15 protein-coding genes are annotated in these 18,521 nt (G+C 68.3%); 11 read left to right on the top strand and 4 right to left on the bottom strand.

Annotated elements, in window-relative coordinates:
- Window positions 1–92 precede the first annotated feature (92 nt).
- On the bottom strand, window positions 93–2,165 hold the full coding sequence (locus EV379_RS12115; RefSeq protein WP_130506357.1) for a DUF5054 domain-containing protein: 2,073 nt from the start codon (window positions 2,163–2,165) through the stop codon (window positions 93–95).
- Complete coding sequence (locus EV379_RS12110) at window positions 2,162–3,817, bottom strand: glycoside hydrolase family 13 protein (protein ID WP_130506356.1); 1,656 nt, start codon at window positions 3,815–3,817, stop codon at window positions 2,162–2,164. The genes EV379_RS12115 and EV379_RS12110 overlap by 4 nt, the downstream gene beginning before the upstream one ends.
- A 151-nt stretch (window positions 3,818–3,968) precedes the next feature.
- Here EV379_RS12110 and EV379_RS12105 point away from each other — a divergent pair, with 151 nt between their 5' ends.
- The 4 genes from EV379_RS12105 to EV379_RS12090 all read left to right on the top strand — a co-directional run bounded on the left by EV379_RS12105 (window position 3,969) and on the right by EV379_RS12090 (window position 9,060).
- Window positions 3,969–4,925: a carbohydrate ABC transporter permease gene (locus tag EV379_RS12105; protein WP_130506355.1), complete on the top strand. Its 957-nt coding sequence runs from the start codon at window positions 3,969–3,971 to the stop codon at window positions 4,923–4,925.
- Window positions 4,922–5,869 carry a carbohydrate ABC transporter permease gene (locus EV379_RS12100; protein WP_130506354.1) on the top strand — a complete coding sequence of 316 codons (948 nt, stop codon included), beginning with the start codon at window positions 4,922–4,924 and terminating at the stop codon, window positions 5,867–5,869. The genes EV379_RS12105 and EV379_RS12100 overlap by 4 nt, the downstream gene beginning before the upstream one ends.
- 52 nt (window positions 5,870–5,921) lie before the next feature.
- On the top strand, window positions 5,922–7,229 hold the full coding sequence (locus EV379_RS12095; protein WP_130506353.1) for an ABC transporter substrate-binding protein: 1,308 nt from the start codon (window positions 5,922–5,924) through the stop codon (window positions 7,227–7,229).
- A 73-nt stretch (window positions 7,230–7,302) separates the two neighbouring features.
- Window positions 7,303–9,060, top strand: coding sequence for a glycoside hydrolase family 35 protein (locus tag EV379_RS12090; RefSeq protein ID WP_130506352.1), 1,758 nt, complete (start codon window positions 7,303–7,305; stop codon window positions 9,058–9,060).
- A 157-nt stretch (window positions 9,061–9,217) separates the two neighbouring features.
- Here the strand turns inward: EV379_RS12090 and EV379_RS12085 are convergent, their stop codons facing one another.
- Window positions 9,218–10,255 carry a LacI family DNA-binding transcriptional regulator gene (locus EV379_RS12085; protein ID WP_207226250.1) on the bottom strand — a complete coding sequence of 346 codons (1,038 nt, stop codon included), beginning with the start codon at window positions 10,253–10,255 and terminating at the stop codon, window positions 9,218–9,220.
- A 199-nt stretch (window positions 10,256–10,454) separates the two neighbouring features.
- On the opposite strand from EV379_RS12085, the gene EV379_RS12080 reads away from it, so the two are divergent.
- The 4 genes from EV379_RS12080 (at window position 10,455) to EV379_RS12070 (ending at window position 16,057) form a co-directional block, all read left to right on the top strand.
- Complete coding sequence (locus EV379_RS12080) at window positions 10,455–12,422, top strand: ABC1 kinase family protein (RefSeq protein ID WP_207226249.1); 1,968 nt, start codon at window positions 10,455–10,457, stop codon at window positions 12,420–12,422.
- A 45-nt stretch (window positions 12,423–12,467) separates the two neighbouring features.
- Window positions 12,468–13,520: an L-glyceraldehyde 3-phosphate reductase gene (gene mgrA, locus EV379_RS12075; RefSeq protein WP_130506349.1), complete on the top strand. Its 1,053-nt coding sequence runs from the start codon at window positions 12,468–12,470 to the stop codon at window positions 13,518–13,520.
- 108 nt (window positions 13,521–13,628) lie between these two features.
- Complete coding sequence (locus tag EV379_RS17245) at window positions 13,629–13,778, top strand: hypothetical protein (protein ID WP_165397360.1); 150 nt, start codon at window positions 13,629–13,631, stop codon at window positions 13,776–13,778.
- Window positions 13,775–16,057 carry a heavy metal translocating P-type ATPase gene (locus tag EV379_RS12070; RefSeq protein ID WP_130506348.1) on the top strand — a complete coding sequence of 761 codons (2,283 nt, stop codon included), beginning with the start codon at window positions 13,775–13,777 and terminating at the stop codon, window positions 16,055–16,057. The genes EV379_RS17245 and EV379_RS12070 overlap by 4 nt, the downstream gene beginning before the upstream one ends.
- Before the next feature lie 103 nt (window positions 16,058–16,160).
- On the opposite strand, the gene EV379_RS12065 is transcribed toward EV379_RS12070, so the two are convergent.
- Window positions 16,161–16,523 (bottom strand): hypothetical protein, encoded by a 363-nt coding sequence (locus EV379_RS12065; RefSeq protein ID WP_130506347.1) that lies wholly within the window; start codon window positions 16,521–16,523, stop codon window positions 16,161–16,163.
- Window positions 16,524–16,680: 157 nt separating this feature from the next.
- Here EV379_RS12065 and EV379_RS12060 point away from each other — a divergent pair, with 157 nt between their 5' ends.
- From EV379_RS12060 to EV379_RS12050, 3 genes are all read left to right on the top strand, one after another.
- A complete protein-coding gene (locus EV379_RS12060; protein ID WP_130506346.1) occupies window positions 16,681–17,166 on the top strand; it encodes a DoxX family protein in 486 nt (161 codons plus the stop codon).
- Between the two features lie 9 nt (window positions 17,167–17,175).
- Window positions 17,176–17,478, top strand: a complete 303-nt coding sequence (locus EV379_RS12055; RefSeq protein WP_130506345.1) for a hypothetical protein — start codon at window positions 17,176–17,178, stop codon at window positions 17,476–17,478.
- 63 nt (window positions 17,479–17,541) lie between these two features.
- Entirely contained in the window at window positions 17,542–18,414 is an 873-nt protein-coding gene (locus tag EV379_RS12050; RefSeq protein ID WP_130506344.1) for a MurR/RpiR family transcriptional regulator, read from the top strand.
- Window positions 18,415–18,521 lie beyond the last annotated feature (107 nt).

The following is an 18,521-nucleotide window of genomic DNA, read 5'->3' as shown; positions in this document are numbered from 1 at the left end:
CGGCCGTGCCAGCTGCTGTCGTCGTCGTCGTCATAGTGTGCCATCCGGTGCGGTGGAGACAGGCACGACGACCCGCTCGGTACGGAGCGGGCTCACGCGAGTTCCAGCTCGAAGCGGAAGCGCAGCGCGTCGTCGAGCCACATGGTGAAGTTCGTGCCCCAGATGTTGTTGTGCAGGTTGACGTGCATGCCGTCTTCCGGCTCGGCAACCCTGTTCTCGAAGCGGTACAGCGCCGGCTGCCCGACGGCGACGAGCGCGGCGTCGACCGGGCGGAGCGCGAAGGAACGCTCCCCGCTGCGGGAGACCTCCGCCACCGCGTGCAGGGTGCGGTTGCCGCCCCGCACGACGCGCTGCGGGTCGACCTGGCTGCCGAGCTTGCTCAGCCGCCAGTCGCCCGGCGCAGGCAGCGGGCGGAAGCCGAGCCAGCTCGCCTCCGGCAGCCGCGAGGCGTCCTTGCCGTCGAGGTCGAGGGTGATCTGGATGGCGCCGGCGGCGGGGAAGCGGTAGCTGAGGCGGATGTCGCGGGCGCCGCCCCAGGACTCGCTCGCCGCATCGGGCAGGGCGAGCCACAGCGTGAAGACGGTGTCTCCGCCATCCTCGACCCGCTCCGCCGACACGACGTGCGGCGTGAAGACGGTGGCAGGCAGGGTCTCGGCGATGGCGAGCCCCGGCTTCCGGAAGTCGGGGACGGCCCACATCGCGGTCTCGTCCAGGTCGCGGGAGTACTCCTGCATCCAGCGGGCCTCGTCGCGCTCGTCGAAGGTCTGGTAGCTGAAGGAGGCGAGTCGGTGCTCCGGCCCTGCCCACTCGATTCCGGCGGCATCGACGAGCGACACCACGGAGCCGTCATCGCCGAAACGGACGCGGTGCGCGCCGGCGCTGTGCTCGGCGCCCAGGTCGATGGCGACGGCCTCGGTGGGGGCCTCGTCGGCGCACGCCGGAGCGGTATCGGCGATCGCGGCCAGCGCCTCGGCCGCACGCTCGGGGGAGAGGAAGGAGAGCGCACGGTCGAGGTGGGCACGCTGCTCCGCCCAGGACCGTTCGAAGGCCGAGTAGCGCAGGCCCTGCGGGCTCGGGTGCTCGCTGTAGGCCCAGGCGTAGACGTCGAACTCCGACGGGTTGATCGCCGGATCGATGACGTCGGCTGCGCGCGCCCGCTGGAAGTCGGCCTTCTCGTAGTTCACGTAGTCGGGCAGGTAGGTCTTCAGATCCTGCCCCCAGGTGTGTTCAGGAACGAGCAGGAGCCCGTCGCTGAAGCCGTCACACTCGGCGGTTCCCGGAACAAGGGTGCCGTCGGCGAGCCAGGCGGTGCGCAGCCGCAGCAGGGCGCGCAGTCGCGCGGTCTGCACCGGGTCACTGGCGACGCCGTGGATCCAGCTGTCGCCGATCTCCTCATCCAGCACGGGCAGGCTGTCCTTGTCGGCGAGCACAGCCGCAGCGAAGTCGTCGAGCGTCGACGCCACGATGCGGGCATCCGGGTACGCCTCGGCGAGCTCGGCGAACAGTTCCTCGACCATGTCTGCGGTGGGCGGGCCGAAGTTGTCGCCGGTGTGCGCGAGGTGCATGGCGTCGCTGCCGCTGGGCGCGACGGCGGCACCGTGTGCGGTCGCACCGTAGCTCTGGGCGTAGTTCACGACGACCTCGCTGCCGTCAGGCGCACGCCAGACGAAGAACTCGGGCACCTCAGGAACCGCGGAGGATCCGTTGACGCCGAGGTGCAGGTATTCGATGCCGGCGCGATCGAGGAACGGGACGAGGCCGATCGTGTGGCCGGGGACGTCCGTCATCTTCGCGGCGATCGTGTGCCGCCCGAAGCGCTCATCGAGCCGGCGCCCGATCGAGATGCCGTGCTCGACGAGGCCGGCATCCATGAGCTCGGTGTGCGTTGACATCGGCAGCGCGTGCCACTGCACGTGCCCGGCCCGGATTGCGTTCTCCAGTGAGGCCCGCTCCTCGGCGCTCCCGAGGCGGAGCGCCTCGTGGATCAGCCACGAGCCGGTCGTCCAGCGGAAGCGGGCGGGGCCGCCGCGGCGTTCCAGCTCCTCGGCGAGTGCGATCGCCCGTGGCAGGTACTCGTGCACGTATCGGTCGGTGACGTTGGCCGCGGTGTCGGTGAAGCCGAGATCGAGGTGGGTCTTGAAGACGACGTGGAGGGTGGTGATCATGCGTGCATCCAAACTGCGGTGTCGGGGGCGAGGGTGTTGTCGTGGAGGGTGGAGCTGGCCAACAGCACGCTGCCGGCCGGGAGCAGGACGGGGTCCGTGCCCATGTTGATGTAGACGCGGGTGTCCCCATTCTGGAAGGCGAGCACCTCTGGCGGCAGTCCGGGGAGCCAGCTCAGCGTTCCGGAACCGAGCCCCTGTGCGCGGCGCAGCGCGATCGCCTGCCGGTAGAGGGTGAGCGTCGACCCCTGATCGCGGTTCTGCCGATCGCGTGCGAGGCGAGCCCAGATGGGCGGCTGCGGCAGCCAGGCGGCCGCGTTCGGGCCGAAGCCGTAGCCGGGGGCGTCCGCCTCCCAGGGAATGGGGACGCGGCATCCGTCGCGTCCATACTGTTCCCCACCCGTGCGGAAGAAGGTCGGATCCTGTCTGGCCGCATCGGGAAGCTCGGTCACCTCCGGCAGCCCGAGCTCCTCACCCTGATAGATGTATGCGGAACCGGGAAGCGCCAGCGTGAGGAGAGCCAGCGCCCGTGCGCGCGGAAGGCAGTCGTCATAGCGCGGCACCCCCGTCGAACTCGGCCCGATTCCGCCGGGCCGCTGCGGGCCGGTGAGTGAGAACTGGGTCGCCTGCCGGATCGAGTCGTGGTTGGAAGCAACCCAGCTCGCGGGTGCGCCGACCGAGGAGAACACCGCGATGGTGCTGTCGATGGCGTGCTGGAGCGTCGGTGCATCCCACTCGTTGAAGAGGTCGTTGAACGCCTGATGCAGCTCGTCCGGTCGTACCCAATCGGCCCTGCGATGGAGTGGTTTGACCCAGGCCTCAGCGACGAAAACGCGCTCGCCGGGGTACTCGTCGAGCAGCCGGCGCCAGTCACGGAAGATCTCGTGCACACCGGGCTGCCCCGTGTACGGCGCGTAGTCCTCCCCGACCAGGGGGTCGAAGTCTGGCAGGCCATCGGCCTTGGCCATGCTGCTGGCCACGTCAATGCGGAAGCCATCGACTCCGCGGTCGAGCCAGAAGCGGAGGATCCGACGGAACTCGGTGCGCACCTCCTCCTTCGTCCAGTCGAAGTCGGGCTGCGAGCTGTCGAAGAGGTGCAGGTACCACTGTCCGGGTCGGCCGTCGGGTTCGGTGAGTCGTGTCCAGGCCGGTCCGCCGAAGCACGACTGCCAGTTGTTCGGCGGCTCGTTGCCGTCGATCCCACGGCCTTCGCGGAAAATGTAGCGTGCGCGGGCAGCGCTTCCGGACGGGGCGGCCAGTGCCTCCCGGAACCAGGGGTGCTCGACGCTGGAGTGGTTGGGCACGATGTCGACGATGAGGCGCATGCCGCGAGCGTGAGCCGCCGCGAGCAGCTCATCGAAGTCGGCGATGGTGCCGAACAGCGGGTCGACGTCGCAGTAGTCAGCGACGTCATAGCCGCCATCCCGCTGCGGCGAGACATAGAAGGGGGAGAGCCAGAGCGCGTCGACGCCGAGTTCCTGGAGCGCGTCGAGACGAGCGGTGATGCCGGGCAGATCGCCGATGCCGTCGCCGTTCTGATCGGCGAATGAGCGCGGGTAGATCTGGTAGATGACGGCACTTCGCCACCACTCCTCACCCGGATTCTGTGCTCCCGCGCGGCCGTGGATGACCGCCGGCTCGGTGCTTGTGGACATCGTGACCCCTTCGTTACGTCGAGCTGCAGAATTTCTGTTTGCGCAAACATAATTCTGTCCTATACTTCGATGGGAACGCAAACATTCTGAAGAAGGAAACGTAGCGAATGACGAAGTTGTCGAACGCCAGAGGCGGAACGGGGGATCAGCGATGATCACCGATGTTCCGTCCTCGCGTGCAAACAAGCCGGTTACCGGCTCCACTGTTGCAATGCTGTCGGTCAAGGGCCGGACGCGTCGCAAGCTCAACTGGTCCGGCTGGTGGTTCGTCGGCCCGTTCATGCTGCTCTTCGCCGTGGTCTTCCTCGCGCCGCTGGTCTACGCAATCTACCTCAGCCTGTTCCGCGAGACGCTGGTCGGGGGCAACTCCTTCGTCGGCTTCGAGAACTACGCGAAGGCGATGGTCGACCCGAAGTTCTGGGACGCCATGCTCCGCGTCACGATCTTCCTGCTGGTGCAGGTGCCGATCATGCTCGGGCTCGCGCTGTTCGCGGCGCTCGCCCTCGACAGTGCCCGCCTGCGCTGGGTGCCGTTCTACCGGCTCTCGATCTTCCTGCCCTACGCGGTGCCCGGCGTCGTCGCCGTGATGATCTGGGGCTATATGTACGGCTCGCAATTCGGACTCGTCGCCGACATCAACCGCTTCTTCGGTGTCGATCTGCCATCGCCGCTCGCGGAGAACCTCATCATGGCGTCGATCGGCAACATCGTCACGTGGGAGTTCGTCGGCTACAACATGCTCATCTTCTTCTCCGCCCTCAAGGCCGTTCCCCAGGAACTGTACGAGGCCGCTGAGATCGACGGTGCCGGCGCGTTCCGCACGATCTTCTCGATCAAGCTGCCGTCGATCCGCGGCGCCATGATCATCGCGACGATCTTCTCCGTCATCGGCAGCTTCCAGCTATTCAACGAGCCGTCGATTCTGCAGACCATCGCACCGAACTCGATCACCTCGTACTTCACCCCGAACCTGTACGCGTTCAACCTGTCGTTCGCCGGCTCGCAGTTCAACTACGCCGCGGCGATCGCGATCGTCTCGGGAATCATCACCATGGTGGTCGCCTACCTCGTTCAGCTCGGCGGCGAAAAGAAGGAGGCGAAGGCATGAGCGCCATCGAACCGGCCGTCCGATCGGGCAATGCGCCGAGCAAGCTGGCCAGCGGACAGATTCAGGCGCGCCGTCGCCCCGCGAAGGCTCAGCCAACGCCGCGGCACAAGCGTGCGTCGATCACCCTCGGCATCCTCATGACCGCGATGATGCTCTACTGCCTCGTTCCGCTGTGGTGGCTCGTGGTGAACTCGACCAAGACGATGGACTCGCTCTACGACTCCTTCGCCTTCTGGTTCAGCGGGGAGTTCGCACTCTTCGACAACATCGTCGAGACCTTCACCTACGCGGACGGCATCTTCCTGCGCTGGCTCGGCAACACGGTGCTCTACGTGGTCGTCGGCGCCGGCGGTGCCACGCTGCTGGCGACGCTGGCAGGCTACGGGCTGGCGAAGTACAACTTCCCAGGGCGCAAGGCGGTGTTCGCCATCATCCTCGGAGCGTTGGCGATCCCCGGCTCGGTGCTCGCCGTGCCACAGTTCCTGCTCTTCAGCGGCCTCGGCCTCACGAACACGCCGTGGTCGGTGATCATCCCGTCGATGGTGAGCGCCTTCGGCCTCTACCTGGTCTGGGTCTACGCACAGGAGGCGATTCCCGATGAGCTGCTCGAGGCCGCCCGCCTCGACGGCGCAGGGGAGATCCGCATCTTCTTCGTCATCTCGCTGCGCCAGCTCGCGCCCGCGCTGATCACGGTGCTGATGTTCACGGTCGTTGCGACCTGGAACAACTACTTCCTGCCGCTGATCATGCTGAGCGACGAACGCTGGTACCCGCTCCCCGTCGGTCTCGCCCAGTGGGCGGCACAGGCGAGCGGCGTCGGCACCGACCCCATCCCGAACCTCGTCATCACGGGTTCGCTACTCACAGTCATTCCGATCTCGGCCGCTTTCCTCTACCTGCAGCGTTACTGGCAGTCGGGATTGACCGCCGGGAGCGTGAAGTAGGCCGGTTCGCCCGGCGACAAGACCCCAACAACACCAAGCGAAGGGAATCACAATGGAAACAACCACAACACGCCGGTGGGCGCGACTCGGTGCCGTCGTCGGCGCCGGTGCACTCCTCGTCGGCGCACTCTCCGGCTGCAGCGCTGCAGCCACGGGTGGGGACAAGCCCGTCACCGAGGACGTCACGCTCACGTGGTGGACCTGGAGCGACAGCACCCAGGTGCTCGCTGACGAGATCACGAAGGCCAACCCGAACATCACCTTCGACGTCGTCAAGCTGGAGAACCCGGACGCGGTCGTCACCAAGCTGCAGAACGCCGTCAAGGCGGGCAAGGGTGCCCCCGACCTCGTTCCCGTCGAGTACCAGACGCTGCCCCAGCTCACCCTGGGTGACGCGCTGGCCGACGTGAGCGAGTACGGCCTCGGCGACTACGAGGACGCCTTCACCGCGTCGACGTGGAACGCCGTGAACGTGCAGGGCAAGCTCGTCGCCCTGCCGATGGACTCCGGCCCCATGGTCATGATCTACAACAAGGACCTCTACGCCAACGCCGGCGTTGCCGAGGCTCCCAAGACCTGGGATCAGTTCGCCGACGCCAGCGCGAAGATCCACGCATTCGACCCGGAGGCCTACATCGCAAACAGCGGCGACGCGGGCTTCTTCACCAGCATGATCTGGGCCTCGGGCGGACAGCCGTTCCAGACCGAGGGCGAGAACGTCACGATCAACCTGCAGGATGAGGGCACGAAGAAGTTCGCCACCTACTGGGGCGACCGTCTGAACGCCGGCGAGCTCTCCGGCGTCCCGACCTGGTCGGACGAGTGGAGCAAGGCCCTGACGCAGGACAAGCTGGGCACCCTCCTGATGGGCTCCTGGATGATCAGCGGCATGAACGACTACGGCACCCTCGGCAAGTGGGCCGTTGCTCCGATCCCCTCGTGGGACGGCCAGCCGGCATCCGCCGAGAACGGTGGAAGCGCACTCGCTGTCACCGAGCAGAGCGAGAAGAAGGACGCCGCGGCGGCCGTGCTCAAGTACCTCGCCGAGGGCGAAGGCCGTGCACTGCTCAACGCCAACGGCTTCCCGTCGACGGTTGCCGACCTCACCGACCCCGAGTTCCTCGACCACCCGTTCGAGGCGTACGGTGGCCAGCCCGCCAACCAGATCGGCGCGGCATCGGCCGAGTCGGTTGTCGCCGGATGGCAGTACCTGCCCTACCAGGGCTACGCCAACAACGTCTTCACCGACTCGGTCGGCAAGGCACTCGGTTCCAACGGCGACCTGAACGAGGCTCTCGTCGAGTGGCAGGACACCCTGGTCACGTTCGGAAACGAGCAGGGCTTCAGCGTCAACAAGTAACAAACGCTCCCGACTGCGGGGTGTCTGCCGTGACGGCAGGCACCCCGCGGTCAGTAATACGACAGGACGGCGCATGCCCATCTTCTCCATCGGAGACACCGACTTCCTCCTCGACGGGGCGCCTCACCGCGTGCTCGCCGGTGCACTGCACTACTTCCGCGTGCACCCGGATCTCTGGGCGGACCGCATCCACAAGGCCCGTCTGATGGGCCTGAACACCATTGAGACCTATGTGCCGTGGAACGAGCACTCGCCCACCCGCGGCGAGTTCCGGGTGACGGCACAGCTCGACCTCGCCCGCTTCCTCGACCTCGTGCACGCAGAGGGCATGCACGCGATCGTTCGACCCGGCCCGTACATCTGTGCAGAGTGGCACGATGGGGGACTGCCTGGGTGGCTCGTCTCCGACGCGTCGATGACGATCCGTACGAACGACCCGGCCTATATGGGCGCCATCGCCGAGTACCTCGACGCGGTGTACGACATCGTTCGGCCCCGCCAGATTCAACACGGCGGTCCGGTGGTGCTCGTGCAGATCGAGAACGAGTACGGCGCATACGGCGCCGACAAGGACTACCTGCGCTCCCTCACGGCGCTCACCCGCGCACGCGGCATCGACGTTCCGCTCACCACGGTGGATCAGCCGGAAGACGCGATGCTTGAGAACGGCAGCCTGGACGAACTGCACCGCACCGGATCGTTCGGCTCGCGGGCATCCGAACGCCTGGCCACCCTCAGGCAGCACCAGAAGACCGGGCCGCTGATGTGCTCGGAATTCTGGTGCGGCTGGTTCGACAACTGGGGCGGCAAGCACCACACGACCTCGGCAGAGGACTCGGCCCGCGAACTCGACGCCCTGCTCGGCGCCGGCGCCTCGGTCAACGTCTACATGTTCCACGGCGGCACGAACTTCGGCTTCACCTCCGGCGCCGACGACAAGGGCACGTACCGACCGACGATCACCTCGTACGACTACGACGCGCCCCTGGCCGAGGACGGGACCCCGACCGAGAAGTACTGGCGCTTCCGCGAGGTCATCGCGAAGCACGCGAGCGTGCCCGACGAGCGACCGGCCGAGCGGGTGGACGCCCCCGCGTTCGACGTGCCGCTCGAACGGGCGGTGTCGCTCTGGCAGACTCCCGTGCTGCCCGGGGAGCACTTCGAGCACGTGCCGACGGCCGCGGAGCTCGGCGCTCCGCGCGGCTACTCCCACTACTCGCACCGCATCGAGGGCGGCGGCCTCCTCGTCTTCGGCGAGGTGCGCGACCGCGCCCAGGTGTTCCTCGACGGCGTCGCGCTCGGAACGGTGAGCCGGGACCTGCACGAGCGCATGCTCCCGCTGCCGGCCGACGCCTGGGGCGAACTCACGATCCTGGTCGAGCACATGGGCGGCGTGAACTACGGCAAGCGGCTCGGCGAGGCCAAGGGGCTCATCGGCCCGGTCACCCTCGACGGCGTTCCGTTGCAGGAGTGGAGCGCCGGCGCCGTCGCGCTCGATGAGCTCGACCCCATTCGCCGGGCACTGGATGCCGCGCCCCCCGTGGCCGACGGAACCGAGCTCTGCGGCCCCGTCTTCGCCGCCGGAAGCTTCGAGCTCGAGCGCGCAGCCGATCTGTTCCTCGACACGAGCGCCTGGGGCAAGGGCGTGGTGTGGGTGAACGGCTTCAACCTCGGTCGCTACTGGCGTCGCGGCCCGCAGCGCACACTGTTCGTGCCTGCGCCCGTTCTCCGCGCAGGACTCAACGAGCTCATCGTGTTCGAGACGTCGGGGGCGACCTCCGCGACGGCCAGCTTCGTGGCGCGACCGGAGCTCGGGTCGACCGAGGAGTAGCGGCACGCAGAACGAACGGGGGCGGCCAGGGCTGACAAGCTCTGGTCGCCTCTTTGTGTGGGTTCGGCGGGGCGACGGCGACGGGCCGCGAGCGCGTGGCTCGTGCCACGGTGCTGTGCCTGCTGTGCCTGCTGCGCCTGCTGTGCAGTGCCCGGGGCTACTGTTGGCGCGGGGCGGCGGTGCTGGCGCGCACCACGAGGCGAGTCGGGATGAGCAACTTCGTCGTCTCGGCGTCGCCATCGATCATGGAGACCAGCAGCGTTGTCGCGCTCCGACCCACCTCGTCGAAGTTCTGGTGCACGGTGGTGAGCGCCGGCCAGTACGCCGCGGCATCCTCGGCGTCATCGAAGCCGACAATGCTGATGTCGCCCGGCACCGACCAGCCGTGCTCGTGGAAGGCGTGCATCGCTCCGAGCGCCATCTGGTCGTTCGCCGCAAAGACGGCCGTCGGTGCAGTGGCGGACGCCACGAGCTCACGCCCGCGGGCCAGGCCGGAGGCCGCGCTCCAGTCGCCGATGATCGGAGGCAGCACAGGCAGCCCGGCCGCTTCCATCGTTGTGCGGTAGGTCTGGGCCCGACGTCGTGCCGAGAACGAGCTCTCCGGTCCGGAGAAGTGCACGATGTCGCGGTGTCCAAGAGCGATCAGGTGCTCGACGGCCAGTCGGGCGCCCTGCTCCTGATCGGTGTCGACGATGGTGTGCGGCTGCGTCGCGTCGGAGTCGACGATGACGAGCGGCAGGCCCGCGGTGAGCGTGAGCTCGTCCGGCGAGCCCACCTCCGCAGACATGATCAGGATGATGCCGTCGACGGCCTGCTCCTCGAGGCGGCCGAACGCGCCGGCGACATCGAGTTGGGTCGGGTCGGCGACGGGCAGCAGCGTCGTCGTGTAGCCGGCCTCTGAAGCGGCGACGGCGATGGCGTCAAGCGTGCGTTCGTTGCCGAGCGTCGTCAGGTTGAAGGTGACGACGCCGATGCTGCGGAAACGACCGGACTTCAGATTGCGAGCGGCGCTGTTCGGGCGATAGCCGAGGGCCTGCATCGAGGCGAGCACCCGGTCACGGGTGGCCGGCCGCACATTCGTCTGCGAGTTCGCGACGCGCGAGACCGTCTGCGCCGAGACGCCGGCGTGGATCGCGACGTCGTTGATCGACGCGCGTGCACGAGGGAGGGAGTGTGCATTCGGAGTCGAGTTCATGGTTGCGTAAACACTATCGGAGCCGGGTGCCGAAAGGAAGCCGTGCGTCACCGCGCGCCGTGCCCGCCGTCGAATGTTCCATGCCGCCATTCTCCGACAGTTGTCAATCAAAAGTTGGTATCGCCGCGCACCGAAGTCTGCTCTAATGCTTTGTCCCCTCGAGCGGTAGGCTTCGCGGGGCGGAATGAGGGAGGCCTGCATGGGCGCTGTGATCGGGAACATTGTTGTGATGAGCATCGTCACGGTGGTGTTCATGTTCGTCCTCTCGGCCTTCGCTCGGCGCATCCTGGGCGTGCGGATCGGTCTCGCCCGACTCCTGCTGGCCGGACTGGTCGGGCTGGGAGCCGAGCTCGGATTCGAGGCCCGCTTCGTCTGGGGCGTGCAGGAATACAGCCCGGCGCTGCTGCCGCTGCAGATCGGCATCGTGTTCTTCGCAGCGGTCGCCTTCCTCGTCATCGCAGAGCTGCTGGTGCCGACTGGCACCATTCCCCGACCCGATCGCTGGCTGCACGCCTTCAAGGCCTGGCGGTTGCGGACCCGCCGTTACAGCGATGTGTCCCGCATCGCGGTTCGGCATGGCCTCGTTCCGTTTCGGCTGAACACCGAACAGTCGAGCGTCGGCAGTGCCGAGCGCCGCAAACAGGCGCGGGCGCTCCGCGGGGCGCTCGAGGAGGCCGGCGGTGCCTTCGTCAAACTCGGACAGGTGCTGTCCACCCGCACCGACCTGCTCCCGGTCGAGTACCTCAGCGAACTGTCCATGCTGCAGCAGCGCGTGCCGGCGGCCGAGTGGGGCGAGGTGGCCGTGTTGCTGGAGGCCGAGCTGGGTGCTCCGGTCGAGACCGTGTTCGCCTCGTTCGACCAGACCCCGCTCGCCGCGGCATCCATCGGCCAGGTCCACCGGGCACGCCTGATCAGCGGCGAGGAGGTCGCGGTCAAGGTGCAGCGGCCTGGCATCATCCCGTCGGTTGAGCGCGACCTCGACATCACACTGCGGCTCGCCACGCAGCTGGAGCAGAGCACCCAGTGGGGGAGGGAACTCGGCGTGCGCGACCTCGCGGCCGGCTTCGCAGCGAGCCTGCGAGACGAGCTGAACTACCGCGTCGAGGCGGGCAACATGACCGCCATGGCCGTGACGCAGGCGGGGCATGCGGATGCCGCCCGCGTCGGCATCCCGGAACACTATGAGGAGTACTGCACCAGTCGTGTGCTGGTGATGGAACTCGTCGACGGCGATACCCTCAGCGATCAGCGCGCGCTGCGGGAGCACTCAGCGGAGGAGCGCCTCGAGCAAGCCCAACGGCTTCTGCGCTCGACCCTCGCCCAGATCATCGACGACGGCGTCTTCCACGCCGATCTGCACCCCGGCAACATCATCCTCCGTGCCGACGGTGAGCTCGTGCTGCTCGACTTCGGCTCGGTCGGACGGCTGGACTCCGAGCTCCGCGGGCAGATCGGCGATGTGCTGCTCGCCTTCTACCGGGGCGACGCCGGCGCGTTCACCGACGCGCTGCTCGCCTTCGTCGAGCTGCCGGACGACATCGACGAGATCGCTCTGCGCCGGCAGATCGGGGTCTTCGTCGCCACCAGGCTCGGCCCCGGCTCCTCGCTCGACGTCACCGTGTTCACCGAAATGGTGCGCATGCTGAGCGACAACCGCATCGCCGTCCCCTCCGAGCTGGCCCTGGCCTTCCGTGCCGTTGCGACCCTCGAGGGCACGCTGCGTGTGCTCAGCCCGGAGTTCGACATCCTCACCGAGGCAGGAGGATACGCGGCAGAGCGTGTTGCAGCCGGGCTCACCCCGAAGGCGATCTTCACCAGCATCAACGACGAGATCCTCTCGGTGCTGCCCATCGTGCGCCGGCTGCCTGCCCGCATCGACCGGCTGAGTGGAGCGCTGGCGGAGGGTCGACTCAGCGTGAACGTGCGGCTCCTCGCCGATCGGCGAGACCGTGCGCTGATCCGCGACCTCGTGAACCTCGTCGTGGTGACCGTGCTCGCGGCCGCATTCGGCATCATGGCGGCCATGCTGCTGATCAGCGATGCCGGCCCGCAGGTGACGGAGAGCCTCAGCCTGTTCCAGATCTTCGGCTACATGCTCGTGCTGCTCTCCGGTGTCCTCGCCCTGCGCGTGTTCTTCGACGTGTTCCGGGTGCGGGGGCGCGACTAGGACGCGGCCCGCCGTCGTCGGGGCCGCTCTCGGTAGCATGAACGCATGTCCCACCGCGCCGCCGACGACCGCTACGACCGCATGCTCTACCGCCGCACGGGGAGGTCGGGGCTGAAGCTGCCGGCTCTCTCGCTGGGGCTCTGGCAGAACTTCGGCGATGATCGGGCGCTCGATCAGCAGCGCGAGATCGTGCGCCGCGCCTTCGACCTCGGGATCACCCACTTCGATCTGGCGAACAACTACGGCCCGCCCTATGGGGCGGCCGAGCGCAATGTCGGGCGGGTGCTGGCGGAGGATCTCGCGCCATACCGCGACGAGATCGTCGTGTCGACGAAGGCGGGCTGGGACATGTGGCCGGGGCCGTACGGTGTCGGCGCCAGCCGGAAGCACCTGCTGGCGTCACTGGACCAGTCGCTGACGCGATTGGGGCTCGACAGCGTCGACATCTTCTACTCGCACCGCCCCGACCCCGGCACACCGCTCGATGAGACGGCGGCGGCCCTCGACCACGCCGTGCGCTCCGGGCGCACGCGATACATCGGGATCTCCTCCTACGACGCCGCCGCGAGTCGCGAGATGGCGGTGCTGCTGCGCGAGCTCGGCACCCCGCTCCTCATCCACCAGCCCTCCTACTCGATGCTCAACCGCTGGGTCGAGACCGATGGCCTGCTCGAGACCGCCGGCGAGGAGGGCTTCGGCGTGATCGGCTTCACGGCGCTCGCGCAGGGGCTGCTCACCGGCAAGTACCTCGGCGGCGTGCCAGACGGCTCCCGGGCGGCGACCGACGGCTCGCTGGGCGCCGACATGCTCTCCGCCGAGAATTTCGAACGGATCCGCGGTCTCGCCGCAATCGCCGCCGGGCGCGGCCAGAGCCTGGCCCAGCTCGCCCTCGCCTGGGCGCTCCGCGACGAGCGGGTCACGAGCCTCGTCATCGGCGCGAGCCGGGTGGAGCAGCTCGAGGAGAACGTGGCGGCGCTCGACCGGCTCGACTTCAGCGTGGAGGAACTCGCAGCGATCGACACCTTCGCGGGCGACGCGGGCGTCGACCTCTGGGCGGATGCGCGCCGTGGCGGCCCGCTTCCGACGCTGCACCCATGACGCGGATGCCGCCCGCTGGGCAAGGAATACCCAGAGGGGGTATGCTGTTGTGTGCAGGTGATGAATACCCCTAGGGGGTATCAAGGACCTGAGCACGAGGAGAACAGTATGAAAGCAGCACTCACACTCGGCCTGTACGGGTTGGGGCTCGTCGCGGTGTTCGGGCTGAGCTATGGCGTTGCCGGAGTGGTTGCGGAATCCTTCGCCCCGCCGGCATCCGTTCAGCACACCGAGACCCACGACGGGGCAGAGTCATGAGCGGAACCGAGCTGAGCAGCACGGAGCTCGCCGGCGCCGGGTTGGTCGACGCCAGGGACATTGAGCTCGAGATCGGCGGCATGACGTGCGCGTCGTGTGCCATGCGCATCGAGAAGAAGCTCAACAAGATCGACGGGGTCACGGCGAGCGTCAACTACGCGACCGAGAAGGCCCGGGTGAGCGCTCCAGCCGGCGTCGACGTCGCCGCCCTCATCGCCGAGGTCGAGAAGACCGGCTACACCGCCGCCGTTCCGGCGAAGAAGGCCGAGCCGGCGCGCGATGCCGTGGGCGAGGCGCCGGATGCCGAGCTCACCGGCCTCCGCCAGCGGCTCATCGGCAGCATCGTGCTCTCGGTTCCCGTCATCGCGATGGCGATGATCCCCGCCCTGCAATTCACGTACTGGCAGTGGGCATCGCTCGTGCTCGCGGCGCCCGTCGTCGTGTGGGCCGCCTGGCCGTTCCACAAGGCGGCGTGGACGAATCTGCGCCACGGTGCGGCGACCATGGACACCCTGGTCTCGGTCGGAACGCTGGCCGCCCTGCTCTGGTCGGTCTACGCGCTCTTCCTCGGCACAGCCGGAATGCCGGGCATGACCCATCCATTCGAGCTCACCGTCGCGCCGAGCGATGGCGCGGCGAACATCTACCTCGAGGTCGCCGCCGGCGTGACCATGTTCGTGCTTGCCGGCCGCTACTTCGAGAAGCGCTCCAAGCGTCAGGCCGGAGCCGCGATGCGCGCCCTGCTCGAGCTCGGTGCGAAGGAGGTCGCCGTGCTGCGCGGCGGCAGCGAGACGCTCATCTCGATCGATGACCTCGCCGTCGGCGACGAGTTCGTGGTGCGCCCAGGCGAGAAGATCGCCACCGACGGCGTCGTCGTCGACGGCACATCGGCCGTCGACGCCTCGATGCTCACCGGTGAGTCTGTGCCCGTCGAGGTCGCGGCAGGCGACGCGGTCGTCGGCGCCACCGTCAACGCCGGTGGACGCCTCATCGTGCGGGCAACCCGCATCGGAGCCGACACCCAGCTCGCCCAGATGGCCAAGCTCGTCGAAGACGCACAGTCGGGCAAGGCGGAGGTGCAACGGCTGGCCGACCGGGTCTCCGGCATCTTCGTGCCGATCGTGATCGCGATCGCCGTGGCGACGCTCGGCGCATGGCTCGGCGCCGGCTTCCCCGCCGCTGCCGCGTTCACCGCGGCGGTCGCCGTGCTCATCATCGCGTGCCCCTGCGCGCTCGGCCTGGCGACCCCGACGGCCCTGCTCGTCGGAACCGGTCGGGGCGCGCAGCTCGGCATCCTGATCAAGGGCCCGGAGGTTCTGGAGTCGACGAAGAAGGTCGACACGATCGTCCTCGACAAGACGGGGACGGTCACGACGGGCAAGATGACCCTGCTCGGTGTCACGGCCGCGGACGGCGTGGACGAGGACGAGCTGCTGCGCATCGCCGGCGCCATCGAAGACGCCTCGGAGCACCCGATCGCGCAGGCCATCGCGAAGGGGGCGACGGAGCGAGTCGGCGCGCTGCCGGCCGTCGAGAGCTTCGTGAACATCGAGGGCAAGGGCGTGCAGGGCATCGTCGACGGGCACCTCGTGCTCGTCGGCCGTGACTCGCTGCTCGACGAGTGGGCGATCGAGACTCCGCGTGAGCTCACCGCGGCCAAGGCCGAGGCCGAGAACGCCGGTCAGACCGCCGTGCTCGTAGCGTGGGATGGCCGGGCGCGCGGCGTGCTGGTGGTCGCGGATGCCGTCAAGGCGACGAGTGCGGAGGCGATCGCCCAGTTCGTCTCGCTCGGGCTCACGCCGATCCTGCTCACCGGCGACAACGAGACCGTCGCGCGTCGGGTGGCCGCCCAGGTCGGAATCGAGCGTGTCATCGCCGAGGTGTTGCCGCAGCAGAAGCTCGAGGTGATCGCCCAGCTGCAGGCGGAGGGCAGTGTCGTCGCCATGGTCGGCGACGGTGTGAACGACGCAGCCGCCCTCGCGCAGGCCGATCTCGGCCTCGCCATGGGTACAGGGACGGACGCCGCCATCGAGGCTGCGGATCTCACCCTGGTGCGCGGCGACCTCCGCAGCGCGGCCGATGCGATCCGGCTCTCCCGGCGCACCCTCGGCACGATCAAGGTGAACCTGTTCTGGGCCTTCGCCTACAACGTGGCCGCGATCCCGCTGGCCGCGCTCGGCCTGCTGAACCCGATGCTCGCCGGAGCCGCGATGGCGTTCTCGAGCGTGTTCGTCGTGAGCAACAGCCTGCGCCTGCGCGGATTCCGCTCACGGGCGTAAGAGGCCACCCGCCGAGTAGCCGGTCGACACCGCAGGACCACAGCCTCGCCGCCCCGTCTAGGGACCCGGCGCCGCTGTGGTCCTGCGTTTTTCGTCGTGCGGTCTACGGGCGTGCGTCGACGACGCCGATGAAGCGGCTGCCGACGCCGTAGACCTCGCTGCGGCTGAGGCCGGCGGCGGGCTCAGGCACCTCGTGCATGTCGTGGTCGTCGCAGCTCAGGTAGGTGAAATCCGGCCACCACTTCTTCGGCCGTGCCGGCTCGGTGAAGCCACAGACCACACATGTGAGCTGGACCCACACCGGCTTCTTGCCCGTGCGGTTGGCCCGCGACTGGGCGAGCCAGGCCGGCGGGTTCGCGTCGATCTCGGCGAGCTCCTCCTCGCTGATGCGGGAGGGGATGCCGTTGCGGGTTGCCATCTCGAATGGAATATCCAGACGGATGGCGGCGTCTCGTCTGCTGACCATGATGTCCAAGCGTAGGCGATCCGGCTGAGCACGGCGGCGACGAAAGCGCCATCGGCACCATCGATGGTGCGGAACGGAATACTGTGCCACGCTGCTCGGATGTCGTGTTCGCGCCCGTCATGATTCCGCCTACCGAGCGAAGGGTCCACCACCACCGATGAGTGCGTCTGATGAAACGACGAGGGGCTTCCTTGCCCGGCTGCTCGAGCCGAGGGAACGCACAACACTCGGGCGCACGATCGTGCGCGTCGCCCTCGGGGTGGCGCTCACCGTCGCCGGTGTCGGCCACCTGACCTTCGCTCGCGAGGAGTTTCAGGCGCAGGTGCCGCCGTGGCTGCCACTTGATCCCGATCTCGTTGTCGTGCTCTCCGGCATCGCCGAGATCACCCTCGGCGGCGCGCTTGTGTTGCTCGCCAAGCGGCGTGTGCCCGTTGGCTGGGCGGTCGCGCTCTTCTTCGTCGCGGTCTTCCCCGGCAATATCGGGCAGTGGCTGGACGCCCGCGACGGTTTCGGCCTGGACAGCGATGGTGCGCGCTTCGGGCGACTCTTCTTCCAGCCGTTGCTCGTCGCCGTGGCGCTCTGGTCCACCGCAGCGTGGCGGGACCGCCCACGCGCGACGGAGCCCGGCCGGCGAGCGGCCTAGGCTGGACGGATGCCTGCAGCCCCGACCCCGCGTCTCGAACTGACGCTGAAGAAGCCGTTGTTCAGCTGGCGGTCCAAACCGACGGTCGTCATCGCCGGCCGGGGTCAGCCGGCACAGTGGGGCGTCGGCACCTGGCAGCTTCCGGAGGCCGCAGAGCGGGTCGGCGCCTCCGGCGTCATCCGCGTCTTCATCTTCAACCGGATCTGGCGCTGGGGCACGGCCGTGTACGTCTTCGACGAGACCCCGCCGGCCGCGCTCGTCTACACGCCGCCACTGCTGCCGTTCCTGCCCGGTCGCCTTCGCACTCGCTGATTCTGGCAGGCCCGGCGCGCTCGCTTTGCCTGGGCGTAACCGCGGCATGGTAAACACGGCGGCATGACACATCTGACCGCCGATCCGCTGCCGGGCGATACCGTGGGCGTGATCCGCTCCCTGATCCCATCGCTGGTGCCGAGCGAACAGCGCGTGGCGCAGGCGTGCGCCGATGACGCGCCCGGCGTTGCAATGCTCTCGGTCGCAGATCTGGCTGCCCGCACCGACACGTCACCGGCGACGGTCATCCGGGCGTGCCAGAACCTCGGCTTTCGCGGTTTCCAACACCTGCGGCTGCTGCTGTTGCGTGATCTCGGAGCCGCTGAGAGCAGCAGGGACAGCGACGTCGACCGTGCAGCTGGGAGCCGCGGGAGAGTCCCGGCGCTCTTCGAATCCGCAGCACGCGATCTGAACAGTGCCCTTGGCGCTCTCGATTACGACGCGTTCGACGCCGCCGCCCGGGCGATCGCCGCGGCACGGCGCGTGCTCCTCGTCTCCAACGGCGGATCAGGGCCCAGCGCCCAGATGATGGCGCTGCGCCTGCTCACCGCCGGTCGTCCGGTCGAGGCGCCGCACGACTCGGTGACGCAACAACTCTCGGCCCGCACCCTCGGTTCCGGCGACGTCTGCATCGCAGTCAGCGACAGCGGCATGAACAGCGTGACGCTGCGTGCCGTCAAGGCTGCACGGGCATCGAGTGCCATCGTGGTCGGGGTTACGAGTTACTCCCGCTCGCCGCTCAGCCAGTTGGCCGACCATTCCCTTGTCGCTGGCGCGAGCTACCATTCCTGGGCTGACGGCGCCGTCAGCGGCAACATCATCCAGGTTCTACTCCTTGCCGCCCTGCAGGATGCCGTCGCATCCATCCTCGGCCACACCGCCGGTCCCTCCGGGCCGCTGCTCGACGAAGCGCTCGACATCATCGAGGGGGAGTAGCCCACACCCCGACGGCCCGACGACGTCGTGACAGCGTGCCTGACGTCGCCCTTCGGCGACCCCGGAATCGGCCGGTTCGACTGTTCCGATCCCGCAAACCTGTCGTT

It is taken from the genome of Microterricola gilva (assembly GCF_004217495.1).
Classification (GTDB): domain Bacteria; phylum Actinomycetota; class Actinomycetes; order Actinomycetales; family Microbacteriaceae; genus Microterricola; species Microterricola gilva.
The sequence above is the reverse complement of the archived record's forward strand: the minus strand, read 5'-3'. Positions and strand labels throughout refer to the sequence as shown.